This is a genomic window from Variovorax sp. Soil_C_26, assembly GCF_057657075.1.
Genome location: NZ_JBDGJC010000001.1, coordinates 19,212 through 34,114 on the forward strand (window position 1 = coordinate 19,212; position 14,903 = coordinate 34,114).

At 69.9% G+C, this 14,903-nt stretch carries 15 protein-coding genes; 13 read left to right on the forward strand and 2 right to left on the reverse strand.

Annotation, left to right across the window (positions count from 1 at the left end):
- Positions 1-6: 6 nt before the first annotated feature.
- Positions 7-708 (reverse strand): pirin family protein, encoded by a 702-nt coding sequence (locus AC3A6G_RS00115; protein WP_487861488.1) that lies wholly within the window; start codon positions 706-708, stop codon positions 7-9.
- 176 nt (positions 709-884) lie between these two features.
- Between AC3A6G_RS00115 and AC3A6G_RS00120 the strand changes: the two genes are divergently transcribed.
- The 5 genes from AC3A6G_RS00120 (at position 885) to AC3A6G_RS00140 (ending at position 5,982) form a co-directional block, all read left to right on the forward strand.
- Positions 885-1,838, forward strand: a complete 954-nt coding sequence (locus AC3A6G_RS00120; RefSeq protein ID WP_487861489.1) for a LysR family transcriptional regulator — start codon at positions 885-887, stop codon at positions 1,836-1,838.
- 73 nt (positions 1,839-1,911) lie between these two features.
- Complete coding sequence (locus AC3A6G_RS00125) at positions 1,912-2,997, forward strand: NAD(P)/FAD-dependent oxidoreductase (protein ID WP_487861490.1); 1,086 nt, start codon at positions 1,912-1,914, stop codon at positions 2,995-2,997.
- Between the two features lie 10 nt (positions 2,998-3,007).
- A complete protein-coding gene (gene gluQRS / locus AC3A6G_RS00130; protein WP_487861491.1) occupies positions 3,008-3,928 on the forward strand; it encodes a tRNA glutamyl-Q(34) synthetase GluQRS in 921 nt (306 codons plus the stop codon).
- Positions 3,925-4,692, forward strand: coding sequence for a tRNA (guanosine(46)-N7)-methyltransferase TrmB (gene trmB, locus AC3A6G_RS00135; protein WP_487861492.1), 768 nt, complete (start codon positions 3,925-3,927; stop codon positions 4,690-4,692). Before gluQRS ends, trmB begins: the two co-directional genes overlap by 4 nt.
- Positions 4,693-4,821: 129 nt before the next feature.
- Complete coding sequence (locus AC3A6G_RS00140) at positions 4,822-5,982, forward strand: ABC transporter substrate-binding protein (RefSeq protein ID WP_487861493.1); 1,161 nt, start codon at positions 4,822-4,824, stop codon at positions 5,980-5,982.
- Positions 5,983-5,985: 3 nt separating this feature from the next.
- On the opposite strand, the gene AC3A6G_RS00145 is transcribed toward AC3A6G_RS00140, so the two are convergent.
- Positions 5,986-6,705, reverse strand: coding sequence for a Crp/Fnr family transcriptional regulator (locus AC3A6G_RS00145; protein WP_487861494.1), 720 nt, complete (start codon positions 6,703-6,705; stop codon positions 5,986-5,988).
- A gap of 127 nt (positions 6,706-6,832) precedes the next feature.
- Here AC3A6G_RS00145 and AC3A6G_RS00150 point away from each other — a divergent pair, with 127 nt between their 5' ends.
- From AC3A6G_RS00150 to AC3A6G_RS00185, 8 genes are all read left to right on the forward strand, one after another.
- On the forward strand, positions 6,833-7,423 hold the full coding sequence (locus AC3A6G_RS00150) for an HD domain-containing protein (RefSeq protein WP_487864394.1): 591 nt from the start codon (positions 6,833-6,835) through the stop codon (positions 7,421-7,423).
- 49 nt (positions 7,424-7,472) lie between these two features.
- Entirely contained in the window at positions 7,473-8,240 is a 768-nt protein-coding gene (locus AC3A6G_RS00155; RefSeq protein WP_487861496.1) for a class II aldolase/adducin family protein, read from the forward strand.
- Between the two features lie 41 nt (positions 8,241-8,281).
- Positions 8,282-9,208: a LysR family transcriptional regulator gene (locus AC3A6G_RS00160; RefSeq protein WP_487861497.1), complete on the forward strand. Its 927-nt coding sequence runs from the start codon at positions 8,282-8,284 to the stop codon at positions 9,206-9,208.
- A gap of 76 nt (positions 9,209-9,284) precedes the next feature.
- A complete protein-coding gene (gene tcuA / locus AC3A6G_RS00165) occupies positions 9,285-10,712 on the forward strand; it encodes an FAD-dependent tricarballylate dehydrogenase TcuA (RefSeq protein ID WP_487861498.1) in 1,428 nt (475 codons plus the stop codon).
- Positions 10,696-11,937, forward strand: coding sequence for a tricarballylate utilization 4Fe-4S protein TcuB (tcuB, locus tag AC3A6G_RS00170; RefSeq protein WP_487861499.1), 1,242 nt, complete (start codon positions 10,696-10,698; stop codon positions 11,935-11,937). The genes tcuA and tcuB overlap by 17 nt, the downstream gene beginning before the upstream one ends.
- 50 nt (positions 11,938-11,987) lie before the next feature.
- Positions 11,988-12,776, forward strand: a complete 789-nt coding sequence (locus AC3A6G_RS00175; protein ID WP_487861500.1) for a class II aldolase/adducin family protein — start codon at positions 11,988-11,990, stop codon at positions 12,774-12,776.
- Between the two features lie 54 nt (positions 12,777-12,830).
- Positions 12,831-13,838: a Bug family tripartite tricarboxylate transporter substrate binding protein gene (locus tag AC3A6G_RS00180; protein WP_487861501.1), complete on the forward strand. Its 1,008-nt coding sequence runs from the start codon at positions 12,831-12,833 to the stop codon at positions 13,836-13,838.
- 20 nt (positions 13,839-13,858) lie between these two features.
- Positions 13,859-14,815 carry a D-2-hydroxyacid dehydrogenase gene (locus AC3A6G_RS00185; RefSeq protein WP_487861656.1) on the forward strand — a complete coding sequence of 319 codons (957 nt, stop codon included), beginning with the start codon at positions 13,859-13,861 and terminating at the stop codon, positions 14,813-14,815.
- Positions 14,816-14,903: the final 88 nt, after the last annotated feature.

The window sequence follows — 14,903 nt, forward strand, 5'->3', positions numbered from 1 at the left end:
GAAACATCAGGCGGCCAGGTCGAACACCAGCACTTCGGCGTCCTTGCCTGCGCCGAGCGTCAGCTGCGACTCGCCTTCGAGCATCGCGGCGTCACCGCCCGCGAGCTTCTGGCCGTTGACCTCGAGCTCGCCGCGCACCAGGTGCACGTAGCTCTTGCGCGCCGGGTCGAGCGCCAGGCTGGCGGTCTCGGCGCCGTCGAACAGGCCGGCCATCAGGCGCGCGTCGGCATGCACCGTGACCGAGCCCTCGGCACCATCGGGCGAAGCCACGAGGCGCAGCGTGCCGCGCTTCTCGGCGTCGGCGAACTTCTTCTGCTCGTAGCCCGGCGCAATGCCGCGCACGTTCGGCTCGATCCAGATCTGCAGGAAGTGCGTGGTCTCGTCGGCCTTGTGGTTGAACTCGCTGTGCATCACGCCCCGGCCCGCGCTCATGCGCTGCACGTCGCCCGGCGGAATGGTTTCCACGTTGCCGAGGCTGTCCTTGTGCGCCAGCTCGCCCGACAGCACGTAGCTGATGATCTCCATGTCCTTGTGACCATGGGTGCCGAAGCCGGCGCCCGCGGCGACGCGGTCCTCGTTGATCACGCGCAGGTTGCCGAAGCCCATGTAGGCCGGGTCGTAATAACCCGCAAACGAAAAGCTGTGGAACGAGCGCAGCCAGCCATGGTCGGCATAACCGCGTTCCTGGGATTTGCGAATCTTCAACATCGTCGAACTCCTTTTTCGACGACCGCGCCGTCGTGGGCACCGGGCCGTCTTGCTTGCATGCCGCGCCGGATGCGCAGCGGATGAGATGAACTTTAGGCCTTCACTCACAAGTGAAAAGCGCTGTGTTTTGATGGCATCATTCAAATTTTTTGAATGATCCGAACGCTTCGAAAACCATGCCGAATGCCAGAGACGTACTGACCCCCGATGCGCTCGCCATGCTCCAGACCGTGGCGAGCACCGGCAGCTTCGCGGCCGCGGCGCGCTCGCTCGACCTCGTGCCCAGCGCGCTGAGCTACCGCGTGCGCCAGATCGAAGACGCCCTCGATGTGCTGCTGTTCGACCGCAGTGCGCGCCAGGCCCGGCTCACTGAGGCCGGGGTCGAGCTGCTGCGTGAAGCCGCGCGGCTGCTCGGCGAGATCGATGCCGTCGCCAACCGCGTGAAGCGCGTTGCCACGGGCTGGGAGCCGATGCTCACAATCGCGGTCGACGGCGCGATCGCACGCGATCCGCTGCTCGACCTGGCAACCGCCTTCTTCGCGCTCGATCCGCCGACACGGCTCAAGCTGCGCGACGAGACCCTGCTCGGCACCATCGAGGCGCTCACGAGCGGCGAGGCCGACCTGGCCATCGGCGCCGTGCTCGACGCCGCGAGCCTTGCCTTCACCGCCACCGGCATCCGCAGCCGCCCGATCGGCGAACTGCGCTTCGTCTACGCAGTCGCGCCGCACCATCCGCTGGCCCGGCTCGACGAGCCGCTCAGCGATGCGGTGCTGCGGCAGTACCGCGCGGTGGCCGCGGCCGACTCGGTGCGCTCCGGCCCGAGCATGACGGTCAACCTCGTCGGCGGTCAGGACGTGCTGACCGTGCCCACGCTGCAGGCCAAGCTGGCCGCGCAGCTGCACGGCCTGGGCGGCGGCTTTCTGCCCGAGCCGATGGCGCGGCCCTACATCGAGGCCGGCCACCTGGTCGAGCGCCGCACCGAGCGCCAGCCGCCGCTCGCCACCATGCACTGCGCCTGGCGCGTGCCGAGTGCGGGCGGCCCGGGCCGCGCGCTCGAATGGTGGCTTGCGCAGTTCGAGCACGAGGCCACGCGCCGCGCACTGCTCGAACGCCACCGTGGCCGCTGAAGAAGCACGCCGCTTCGACCGTTGTAGAGTCCGTCCACGTCCATCGTCTTCCCTGCAAAAGAAAAGAGTCCACATGACCACTCGCGCCCAACCCAAGCCCGCCGCCGAACGCCGCCGAGCCCCCGCCGCGCCGCGCCACTACGCCGTCATCGGCGCCGGCATGGCGGGCGTTGCCTGCGCGCGCACGCTGATGCAGGCGGGCCACCGGGTCACGGTGTTCGAGCGCGAGGCCGCACCGGGCGGGCGCATGGCCAGCGTGGACACCGCCTACGGCCGCTTCGACAGCGGCGCGCAGTACTTCACCGTGCGCGATCCGCGCTTTGCGCTCGCACTCGAACCCACGCCGGGTCTCTGCCGGCCCTGGAGCGCCAACCTCGTGCGCGTGCTCGACGCGCACGGCCGCGTGGCCGAGGCCGCGCTGCCAGGCCATGAGCCGCACTGGGTCGCGCAGCCCGGCATGGACGCGCTGGTGGGCCACTGGGCCGCACCGCTCGGCGACCGCCTGGTCGCCGGCATCCAGGTCACGCAGATCGAGCCCGATGCGCTCGATGCCAAGCGCTGGCAGTTGCGCACCACGGGCGCCGACGATTCGCAGCATGTGTATTCGGGCTTCGATGCCGTGCTGCTCGCGGTGCCGCCGCAGCGCGCGCGCGTGCTGCTCGGCGACGGCAGGCTCTCGGCCGCCATCAGCCAGAAGATCGAGCCGGTGCGCATCGCGCCGTGCTGGACGCTGATGATCGCCTTCCCGCAGGCCAACCAGCCCACCATGTCGCACCTCGGGCCGCAGTGGAATGCCGCGCGCAGCACCCACCACCGCGTGGCATGGCTCGCGCGCGAATCGTCCAAGCCCGGCCGCGAGCGCATCGAACGCTGGACGCTGCAGGCCAGCGCCACCTGGTCGCAGGAGCACCTGCGCGACGATGCCGCGCGCGTGCAGGCCAAGCTGCTGCGCGCCTTCTCCGAGATCACCGGCATCCATGCCGCGCCCACCCATGCCCAGGCGCGCTGCTGGACCGAAGCCCAGACCCAGGTGCCGGTCGGCAAGAGCCACCTCTGGGACGCCAAGGCGCGCATCGGCGTGGCGGGCGACTGGTGCATCGGGCACCGCGTCGAAGACGCTTTCCTGTCGGGCCTGTCGCTCGCGCTGGCGGTGATCTGACGAGGGCGCGATGCATGCGACCGGCCGCTTCGCGCCTTCGCCGACCGGTGCGTTGCATGCCGGTTCGCTGGTGGCCGCGCTCGCAAGCTGGCTCGACGTGCGCGCGCGCGGACCGCAGGCGCGCTGGCTGATCCGCATCGAGGACGCCGACACCGAACGCTGCCTGCCCGGCATGGGCGAGCACATCCTGCGGCAGCTGGCCGACTGCGCCCTCGTGCCCGACGCGCCGCCGGTGTGGCAGACACGGCGCACCGCGCTGTACGACGCGGCGCTGGCGAGGCTGCGCTCGCTTGGCCTGGCGTACCCCTGCGGCTGCTCGCGCAAGGACATCGACATCGCGCTCGCGCGCCTCGGGCAGCGCCACGAGCGCCATGGCGAGCGCGTGTACCCCGGCACCTGCCGCAACGGCCTGCACGGCAAGCCCGCACGTGCCTGGCGCTTCGCCACCGAGAAATTCGAGCAGGCATCGCTCGCGACCGGCGAACTCCACTGGACCGACCGGCGCCTCGGGACGCAGCGCCAGGACGTCGCACGCGAGGTCGGCGACTTCGTGCTGCGCCGCGCCGATGGCCCCTGGGCCTACCAGCTCGCGGTGGTGGTCGACGATGCCGACCAGGGCGTCACCGACGTGGTGCGCGGCGAAGACCTGGCCGACAACACCGCGCGCCAGATCCTGCTGCAGCGCGCGCTCGCCCTGCCCACGCCGGGGTACCTGCACACGCCGCTGGTGCGTGGTGCCAACGGCGAGAAGCTCTCCAAGCAGAACGGCGCGCGCGCCATCGACACCGCCACGCCCGCAGCCGCCCTTGCCGCGCTCGACACCGCCGCGCGCGCGCTCGGCCTGGGCGCGGCAACGGGCGGCAGCTGCGCCGAGGCGCTGGCCGGCTGGGTCGGCGAATGGCGCGATCTCTACAATCCACGGGCCACATGAACCCTTCCGACACCGTGCCCCCCGATTCCCCTTCCGCAGACGATCCGGCCGACCATCCAGCCGGCAGTCCGGCCAGCGATCTGCCGCATCCGCTGCACCGCCGGCTCAAGAGCTTCGTCAAGCGCGCCGGCCGCACTACCGACGGCCAGGCACGCGCCTTTGCCGAACTGGGCCCCCTGTTCCTGCTGCCCTACAAGCCCGAGCCGCTCGACCTGACGGCCGCTTTCGGCAGCCGCGCCGCACCGACCGTGCTCGAGATCGGCTTCGGCATGGGCGAGGCCACGGCGCACATCGCCACGGTGCTGCCCGAGACCAATTTCCTGTGCTGCGAGGTGCACGAGCCCGGCGTGGGCGCACTGCTCAAGCGCATCGGCGAACAGTCGCTCACCAACATCCGCATCTGCGCGCACGACGCGGTCGACGTGCTCGACCACATGCTGCAGCCCGCCTCGCTCGCGGGCGTGCATGTGTTCTTTCCCGACCCCTGGCACAAGAAGCGGCACAACAAGCGCCGGCTGATCCAGCCCGAGTTCGTGAAGAAGCTCGCCCAGCACCTGCGCCCCGGCGGCTACATCCACTGCGCGACCGACTGGCAGCCCTACGCCGAGCAGATGCTCGAGGTGCTGTCCGCCGAGCCGCTGCTGCGCAACACCGCCGCCGACGGCTACGCACCCAAGCCGTCGTACCGGCCGCTGACCAAGTTCGAGAACCGCGGGCTCAAGCTCGGCCACGGCGTCTGGGACCTGGTGTTCGAGCGCGCCTGAGGCACCCCCGCGCGCAGCGGGCGCGCGCCATTCCCTTCGTTGTAGGTGTAAGCACCGCCGGTCGCCGCCTTCGCGGCAGGCATCCAAATTGCTACACTTTTACTTACAACTCACCATCAGGGGGAATTCATGCAGAACACGCGCAGACAGTGGTTGGGCAAGGCATGCGGCGCACTGCTGCTGGGCAGCGGCACGGCACTGCCGGCCTTCGGCCAATCGACCCGCGCCGCAGGCGACCGCGTCGTGGTGCTGGGCCAGTCGGTACCGCTCACGGGCGACGCGAGCGAAATCGGCCTCGCGTTTGCGGCGGGCAGCCGGCTCGGCGTGAACGATTTCAACGAGCGCCACGCCGGAACCGGCCTGCAGCTCAAGCTGATCCAGCTCGACGACGGCTACGACGAAACCCGCGCCGCGCGCAATGCCCAGACGCTGCTCGCCAAGGAAAAGGCCGACATGCTGTTCGGCTTCGTGGGCACCGCGGGCAGCACCGCCGCCGCCAAGATCGCCACGCAACACGGCAGCCTGCTGTTCGCCCCGTTCGCGGCCTCCGACGTGCTGCGCGGTGCGGACCATCCCCACGTGTTCCACGTTCGCCCCGGCATGATCGACGAGGCGCTGAAGATCGTGCGCCAATGCGCCACCGTGGGGCAGACGCGCATCGCGCTGGTCGGCGACGACAACGCCATGGGCCATGCCGGCCGGACCGCCGTGCAGCAGGCGCTGGCCGAGCGCAAGATGGAACCGCTGGTCGCGACGGCGATGGTGCCCCCGGGCGGCGGCGACGCGCTCGACGGCCCGCTGAAGGCAGTGCTCGAACAGAAGCCGCAGGCCATCGTGCTGGTCTCGCTTTCGGGCACCACGGCCAGCGCGATCCGCAAGCTGCGCAAAAGCGGCTACAGCAGCACCTTCCTGGCCTTCTCGATCGTCGGCATCGACCCGCTCTATGCGGAACTCGGCAAGGACATGGGCGGCATCGTGATCTCGCAGGTGGTGCCCTCGCCGCGCCCCTCGGCCATTCCGATCGTCAAGGAATACCGCACCGTGCTCGACAACTCCGACCAGGCGCCCTCGTACGAAGGCCTCGAGGGCTTCATCGCGGTCAAGGTCGTGGGCGAGGCGCTGCGCCGCGCGGGCCGCGGCTTCACGAGCATGAGCCTGCAGAAAACCATGACCGCCATGACCGACTACGACGTGGGCGGCTTCCGCATCAATCTGCGCCCGGGCCTGCGCGACCCCTCGCGCAGCATCGACCTGATCAGCATCTCGGCCGACGGGCGCGTGCTGCGCTGAGGCCTATCCAGCGTTCACCAACGCCTGCAGCGCCCCGGGCGACGCGAGCGCGATCCGCCCGTAACCGAGCACGATCGCACCGGTCGCGGCCAGCGCATTGAGCTCTTTCGAGAGCGTCTGGCGCGTCACGCCGAGCATCATCGCCAGCGCCTCCTGCGACAGCCTCAGTTCGCGCCGCAGCTGCACCGACTGCGTGGCATCGCCGCGCGCCAGCACCAGCAGCCGGTGCGCCACGCGCGCGCGCAGGCTGCGCAGCGTCGCATCCTCGGTCAGGCCGTAGAGCATGCGCACGCGCGCGGCGAGCAGCGCCGCCATCGCGGCGGCGAACACCACGTCGCGCGTCTGCTCGGCAAAGGCATCCGGCGGCACCACCAGCAGGTCGAGCGCGTCGAGGGCGGTGGCATCGTGCGTGCGCGGCGAGCCGTCGATCAGCGTGATCTCGCCGAACCAGTTGCCGGGCTCGAGCACGGCCAGGATCGCCTCACGGCCGTCGCGCCGCAGCGACGAGATCTTGATCGTGCCGGCCAGCAACCCGTAGAAGCCGCCGCCCGCGGCATGGACCGGATCGCCCTGGCGGAACACCATCGCGCCGCGTCGCACGTGGATGAGTTCCCCTGCCGCGAGCAGCGTCTCGCGCTGGCCGCGCGGCAGGCTCATGAACCACGGGTTGCGCTCCACCGCGGCGCGGTGCGCGGCGGAAAGGCGCGGCTTGGATGCGGGCATGTGAGCGCGGACTAAAGCCTCGGGGGCGGGGGTTTACCAGGGCCTTGCATTGTCAAATTCTTGACAGTTGATGGTCAAGTGCGGGTCTACAGTGGCCGCCACCTCACGACACGATGGAGACCACACCATGGGCGAACGCGCAACATTCACGAGCATGCAGGACAGCACCGCCGAAGACTGGCAACGGATCGGCGGCGAGTTCAGGCAGTTCGCGGGCGACCTGCCCGCGCGCATCGTCCGCCACCTGCAGATCCTCGAAGGCGACTACGGCGGCTTTCCGGTCGACCGCTACACCCACTCGCTGCAGACCGCGACCCGCGCTTTACGCGACGGCCGCGACGAGGAGTACGTGGTCTGCGCGCTGCTGCACGACATCGGCGACACGCTCGGCAGCTTCAACCATCCCGACATCGCCGCGGCGATCCTCAAGCCCTTCGTGAGCGAAGCCAACCTCTGGATGGTGCAGCACCACGGCATCTTCCAGGGCCACTACTTCTTCCACCACATCGGGCTCGACCGCGACATGCGCGACGGCTTCAAGGACCATCCGCACTACGAACGCACGGCCGAGTTCTGCGCGCTCTACGACAACCCCGCATTCGACCCCAAGGCCGAGACGCTGCCCATCGGCGAGTTCGAGCCCATGCTGCGACGCCTGATGGCGCAGCCGAAGCAGAGCATCTACAAATCGGCGCTGAAGGAACCGGCGGCTGTTTGAGGCACGCAGAACGGCAGCCCGATTTCAACAACCTCCAACAAGACCCCCCATGAATGCCACTACCCCCTCCCAAGTCCAGCAGCAAGTCTCCCCCGAGGAATGGCAGCTGCGCGTCGACCTCGCCGCCTGCTACCGCCTCGTGGCGCTGCACGGCTGGAGCGACCTCGTGTTCACGCACATCAGCGCACGCGTTCCCGGCCCCGAGCACCACTTCCTCATCAATCCCTACGGTCTCATGTTCGACGAGATCACGGCGTCGAGCCTGGTCAAGGTCGACCAGCAGTGCAACAAGGTCATCGATTCGCCCTACCCCGTGAACCCGGCGGGCTTCGTGATCCACAGCGCGGTGCATGCCGCGCGCGAGGACATCCAGTGCGTGCTGCACACGCACACGCGCGCCGGCATCGCCGTGAGCGCGCAGAAGAACGGCGTGCTGCCGATCAGCCAGCAATCGACCTTCGTGCTGGCCTCGCTCGCCTACCACGACTACGAGGGCGTGGCCTTCCGCGACGACGAGAAGCCGCGCCTGCAGGCCGACCTCGGCCACGCCAATTTCCTCGTGCTGCGCAACCACGGCCTGCTCACCTGCGGCAAGACCATCGCCGACGCGTTCCTGTCGATGTACACCTTCGAGAACACCTGCCAGATCCAGATCGCGGCGCAGGCCGGCGGCGGCGAGCTCACGCAGGTGAACCCGCGCATCGTCGAAGGCGTGGGCCATGCCATGAAGGTGCAGACCGGCGGCATCGGCGGGCAATTCGTCTGGCCCTCGCTGATCCGCAAGCTCGACCGGACCGACGACAGCTACAAACAGTAGGCCTGTTCAGGCGCTAGCCGCGCCTGCGCGATGATGCGCGCATGGAACTGAGGCAACTGCGCTATTTCGTCAAGGTCTGCGAACTCCGCAGCATGGGCCGGGCCGCGGTCGAGCTCGGCGTGGTCACCTCCGCGCTGAGCCAGCAGATCAGCCGGCTCGAAAGCGAGTTGTCCACCCGCCTGCTGCAGCGCAGCTCGACCGGCGTGGTGCCGACCGACGCCGGCCTGGCCTTTCTGCAGCAGGCCCAGCTCACGCTGCGGCATGCCGACGATGCGGTGCGCGCCGCGCAGCAGGCACGCCTTTCGGGCCACGTGAGCGTGGGCCTCGCCCCCACCACCGCTTCGGTACTCGGCGTGCCGCTGATGCGCGCCATGCGCGAGCGCTACCCCGACGTGCGGCTGCACATGGTGGAAGCGCTTTCGGGCCACCTCACGACCATGCTGCATGCGCGCCAGCTCGACCTGGCGGTGCTGTTCCAGACCGAAACGCCGCGGCGCTGGAGCGTGCTGCCGCTGCTCGAAGAGAAGCTCTTCGTGATCGCCGCGTCCGATCTCGCGCAGCGCCCCACCGGCGCGAAGGTGCGGCTGTCGCAACTGGCCGGTCTGCCGCTGATCCTGCCGAGCGGCAGCCACGGCCTGCGCGCCACGCTGATGGCGGCATTTGCACGTGCGCGCATCGCGCCGAACATCGTTGCCGAAGTCGACGGGCTGGCGCTGCTGATGGACGCGGTGCGCGCCGGCCACGGCGCGACCATCCAGCCCGGTGCCGCCACCGCGCGCCACGACCAGGGCGACCTGCAGCGCACGCAGATCAGCGATGCGCACGTGGGCCGCCACAACCTGCTGGTGAGCCTGTCCGACGACGAGCTGTCGCCGGCGGCGCTGGCGGCGCGCGTGGTGCTGGCTGAAACCGCGCGCGACCTCGTTCGCGCCGGGCACTGGGCCGGCGCCACCCTTCACAAGAACTGAACACCCGTTGCCCGATGCGGCCTTTCGGGTGAAGGCCGCTCTCCTTAGAGTCCACGCATTCCAAGGAGACCCACGATTGATCGACGTACTGGTGGTAGGCGGTGGCAATGCCGCGCTCTGCGCCGCGCTGATGGCGCGCGAGGCCGGCGCCTCGGTGCTGCTGCTCGAAGCCTCGCCGAAGGCGTGGCGCGGCGGCAATTCGCAGCACACGCGCAACCTGCGCTGCATGCACGATGCGCCGCAGGACGTGCTGGTCGATGCCTACCCCGAAGAGGAATACTGGCAGGACCTGCTGAAGGTGACCGGCGGCCTGACCGACGAGCACCTCGCGCGGCTGGTGATCCGCGCCTCGTCGAACTGCCGCGACTGGATGCGCCGCCACGGCGTGCATTTCCAGCCGCCGCTGTCGGGCGCACTGCATGTCGCGCGCACCAATGCCTTCTTCATGGGCGGCGGCAAGGCGCTCGTCAACGCCTACTACCGCAGCGCCGAACGGCTCGGCGTGCAGGTGCGCTACGACACGCCCGTGGCCTCGGTCGAGCGCGACGGCGAGCGCTTCGTGGCGGTGCGCACCGAGGCCGGCGAACGCATCGCGGCGAAGAGCTGCGTGCTCGCGGCCGGCGGCTTCGAGTCGAACCGCGAATGGCTGCGCGAGGCCTGGGGCCAGAACGCGCTTGGCGAATGGCCGGCCGACAACTTCCTGATCCGCGGCACCCGCTTCAACCAGGGCGTGCTGCTCAGGCACATGATCGATGCGGGCGCCGACAGCATCGGTGACCCGTCGCAGGGCCACATGGTCGCGATCGATGCGCGCGCACCGCTCTACGACGGCGGCATCTGCACACGCATCGACTGCGTCTCGCTCGGCGTGGTGGTCAACCGCGAGGCGCGGCGCTTCTACGACGAAGGCGAGGATTTCTGGCCCAAGCGCTATGCGATCTGGGGCCGCCTGGTGGCGCAGCAGCCGGGCCAGATCGCCTGGTCGGTCATCGACCAGAAGGCGGTGGGCCGCTTCATGCCGCCGGTGTTCGAAGGCACGCAGGCCGGCACGCTCGGCGAACTGGCGCGCAAGATCGGCCTGGACGAAACCGCCTTCGTGCGCACCGTGCAGGACTACAACGCCGCCTGCCGCCCCGGCCGCTTCGACCACACCGCGCTCGACGACTGCCGCACCGAAGGCCTCACGCCCGCCAAGACGCATTGGGCGCGCCCACTCGACACCGCGCCGTTCCATGCCTACCCGCTGCGGCCCGGCATCACGTTCACCTACCTCGGCCTGAAGGTCGACGAGACCGCGGCGGTGCGCTTCGGCGGCCGGCCGAGCCCCAACCTGTTCGTGGCCGGCGAGATGATGGCCGGCAACGTGCTCGGCCAGGGCTACACGGCCGGCGTCGGCATGAGCATCGGCACGGCCTTCGGCCGCATCGCCGGCACGCAGGCGGCGAAAGCGGCAGCCGCACTGTCCAACAAGAATCCGGAGGCCCGCCTTGCAGCAGCTCACTGACCTGGTCGCGCGTGCGCGTGCGGATGCCGATGGAGATGCCGACGGCATCGGCAGCGCCTCGCCGCGCGTGATCCCGATCCGCCCCGCCCTGCCGCTGGCCGCGAGCGAGGCCGAGGTCGCGCGCATCCTGCAGATCTGCAATGCCTGCCGCTACTGCGAAGGGTTCTGCGCCGTGTTCCCGGCCATGACGCGACGGCTCGAGTTCGGCAAGGCCGACACGCACTACCTCGCCAACCTCTGCCACAACTGCGGCGCCTGCCTGCATGCCTGCCAGTACGCGCCGCCGCACGAATTTGCGGTCAACGTGCCGCAGGCCATGGCGCAGGTGCGCCTGCAGACCTACCACGACTACGCCTGGCCGCCCGCCATGGGCGCGCTCTACCGCCGCGCGGGCCTCACGGTGGCGCTGGCGCTCGCGGGCGGGCTGGCGCTGTTCCTCGTGCTGGCGGTGGCCATGTCGGGCTCGCTGCTGCACGAACCGCTCGCGGGCGACTTCTACGCGATCTTTCCGCACAACTTGCTGGCGGGCCTGTTCGGCGCGGTGTTCCTGTTCGTGGTGTTTGCGCTGGCCATGGGCACGCGGCGCTTCTGGCGCGAGGTGTCACCCGCCAACGACGTGCGCGACGCGCCGTCGGTGGCGGGCGTGCGCGCCGCCGCGGGGGCCGAGGCCGCACACGACGTGCTGCGCCTCAGGTACCTGGGCGGCGGCCACGGCGAGGGCTGCAACAACGAGGACGACCGCTTCACGCTCTGGCGCCGGCGCTTCCACCATTTCACCTTCTACGGCTTCATGCTGTGCTTCGCCTCCACCAGCGTGGCCACGCTCTACCACTACCTGCTCGGCCTGCCCGCACCCTATGCGCTCACGAGCCTGCCGGTGCTGCTCGGCACCGCGGGCGGCATCGGCCTGGTGATCGGCCCGGTCGGCCTGCTGTGGATGAACCTGCGGCGCGACGCCGCGCATGGCGACGTGGCGCAGCGGCCGATGGACCGCGGCTTCATCGCGCTGCTGCTGCTCACCAGCCTCACCGGCCTGGCGCTGCTCGCCTGGCGCGACACCGGCTTCATGGCGCTGCTGCTCGCGGTGCATCTGGGCGTGGTGATGGCGCTGTTCCTCACGCTGCCCTACGGCAAGTTCGCGCACGGCATCTTCCGCTCGGCGGCGCTTTTGAAGTTCGCGATCGAGAAGCGGCTGCCGAACCGCCTGCAGCTCGGCGCCGACTGACCGCCCTCCTTTTTTCTCTCTTTCATGAACCCGTCGCAAGGAACCCCACGATGAACGCTCCCGGCGTGCTCCAGATCCCTTCCATGAAAGGCCGCTGCTCCGAAGCCGAATGGCAGGCCCGCATCGACCTCGCGGCCTGCTACCGGCTGGTCGATCTCTACGGCATGTCCGACATGATGGCCAACCACATCTCGTCGCACGTGCCCGGCGAGCCGGGCGCCTTCCTCATCAATCCGTACGGGATGATGTACGAGGAGATCACCGCCTCGAGCCTCATCAAGGTCGATGCGAACGGCGAGATCCTCGCCAAGCCCGACTTCGGCGCGCTCGACTACGGCATCAACAAGGCCGGCTACGTGATCCACAGCGCAGTGCACGCCGCGCGGCCCGAGGTGGCCTGCGTGATCCACACGCACAGCTGGGCCTCGATGGCCGTGTCCTCGCTCGAATGCGGCCTCTTGCCACTCACGCAGACAGCGATGCGCTTCCTGAAGATCGGCTACCACGACTACCAGGGCGTGGTGCTCGACAAGGCGGAGCAGGCGTCGCTGCTCGCCGACCTCGGCGACCGCGAGGCCGTGATCTTCCGCAACCACGGCGCGCTCGTGGTGGGCCGCAGCGTCGGCGAAGCCTTCAACTGGATGCACCGGCTCGAGCTGGCCTGCCGAGCGCAGATCGGCGCGATGTCGTGCAACACGCCGCTGCGGTCGGTGCCGCAGCACGTGCTCGAAGAAACCTGGAACAACTACCAGCCCGGCACGCGACGGCCCTACGGCCTCATGGAATGGCCCGCGCTGCTGCGCAAGCTCGACCGCATGGACCCGGGCTTTCGCGACTGAACACAAGACGCACCCCAAACGCAACCACACGAAAACACAACGGAGACAAAGACAATGACCGCACTCACCCCCGCCCTCCCGCGCCGCCGCCGCGCAGCCACTGCCGGCCTGGCCGCGCTGCTGCTGGCCGCCGGCCTTTACGCCCCACGCCCTGCCGCCGCGCAGGCAAGCGACTACCCGAACAAGCCCGTGCGCGTGGTCGTGGCCTTCACCGCCGGTGGCACCACCGACATCCTCGCGCGCGCCGTGGCGCAGAAGCTGAGCGAGAAGCTCAAGCAGCCTTTCGTCATCGACAACAAACCCGGCGGGGGCGGCAACATCGGCACCGAGTTCGTGGTGCGTGCACCGGCCGACGGCTACACGCTCATCGTCAATTCGGTCGGCCCGATGGCGGTGAACCAGACGCTCTACAAGAACATGCCCTACGACCCGCTCACCGACCTCGTGCCCGTGGTGCAGATCGCCGACGTGCCGAACGTGCTCGTGGTCCATCCCGACGTTCCCGCGAAGACGCTCGAGGAATTCCTTGCCTACGCCAAGGCCAACCCGGGCAAGCTCAACTACGGCTCGACGGGCATCGGCACCTCGTCGCACCTGTCGAGCTTCATGCTCAGCAAGCGCGCGGGCGCCGAGACGCTGCACGTGCCCTACAAGGGCGCGACCGCGCTCAACGACCTGCTCGGCGGGCGCGTGCAGTTCATGTTCGCGACCATCCCCTCGGTGATCTCGCACATCAAGGCCGGTAAGCTGCGCGCGCTCGCGGTCAGCAGCCCGAAGCGCTCGCGCTCGCTGCCCGACGTGCCCACGGTGGCCGAGAAGGGCTTTCCCGACTTCTCGGCCGGTTCGTGGTTCGGCTTCTTCGCGCCAAAGGGCACGCCGCAGGCGGTGGTTGCGCTGCTCAACAAGTCGGTCAACGAGGTGCTGCCGCCGCTCGAGGCGCAGATGATCCGCGAAGGCGCCGACCCGATCGGCGGATCGCCCGAGCAGTTCGGCAAGTTCACGCGCAGCGAGTACGAGAAGTGGAAGACGATCGTGCGCGAGTCGGGCGCCGTGGCCGAGTGACGCCGCCGCTGCGCATCCTGATGTCGCCCGGCGGTGCGGCGCAGACCGCCGCCGGGCTCGCGGCCGCGCTCGCCGGGCGGCCGCACGCGATCGTCGTCCCGGGCGAGGACGCCGACGTGGCTTTCGTCTCGCGTGACGTCACCGGCTTGTCGACCAAGCACCGGCTGCAGCCGCACACACAGGTCTTCCACGATGCACTGCGCAATGCACTGTCGCTGCGCTGGGTGCATGCGCATTCCGCCGGCGCCGACCGGCCGGTGTACGGCGAGCTGCGCGCGCGCGGTGTCGAGGTGACGACTTCGTCGGGCGCCAATGCGGGCGTGGTGGTGCAAAGCGCGCTGGCCGGCCTCCTGATGCTCGCGCGGCGCTTTCCGCAGCTGATGGAAGCGCAGCGCCAGCATGCGTGGGCCCCGCTCGTGGCCGGCGACGCGCTGCCGCGCGACTTGGCGGGCCAGACCGCGGTGCTGGTCGGCTGGGGCCCCATCGGCCGCGGCCTGGGCACGCTGCTCGCCGCGTTGGGCCTGCGCGTGGTAGCGGTGCGCGGCAGCGACGTGGCCGCAGGCGCGCCCGCCGAGCAAAGCGTGCGCTACGAGCAACTGCATGCCGTGCTGCCCCGTGCCGACTGGCTGGTGCTGGCCTGCCCGCTGAGCGAGCGCACGCGCGGGCTCGTCGATGCACGGGCGCTCGCGCTGCTGCCGCGCGGCGCCTGCGTGGTGAACGTGGCGCGCGGCGAGGTGGTCGACGAGCCCGCGCTGATCGAGGCACTCGCGAGCGGCGCGCTGGGCGGCGCCTTCCTGGACGTGTTCGCCGAAGAGCCGCTGCCGCCCGCGTCGCCGCTGTGGGCACTGCCCAACGTGATCGTCACGCCGCACACGGCGGGCCATTCGGACGGCAACGAGGCGCGCGTGGCGGCGATGTTCCTCGACAACCTGGGGCGCTGGGTCGAGGGACGGGGGCTGGTGAACCGGGTGGATTGAGACGCAGCGCCACTTCGCGCACGCTGCCTGCCCCCACCCCAACCCTTCCCCGGAGGGGGAGGGAGAAACACTTCGTAGCGTCCGGCGG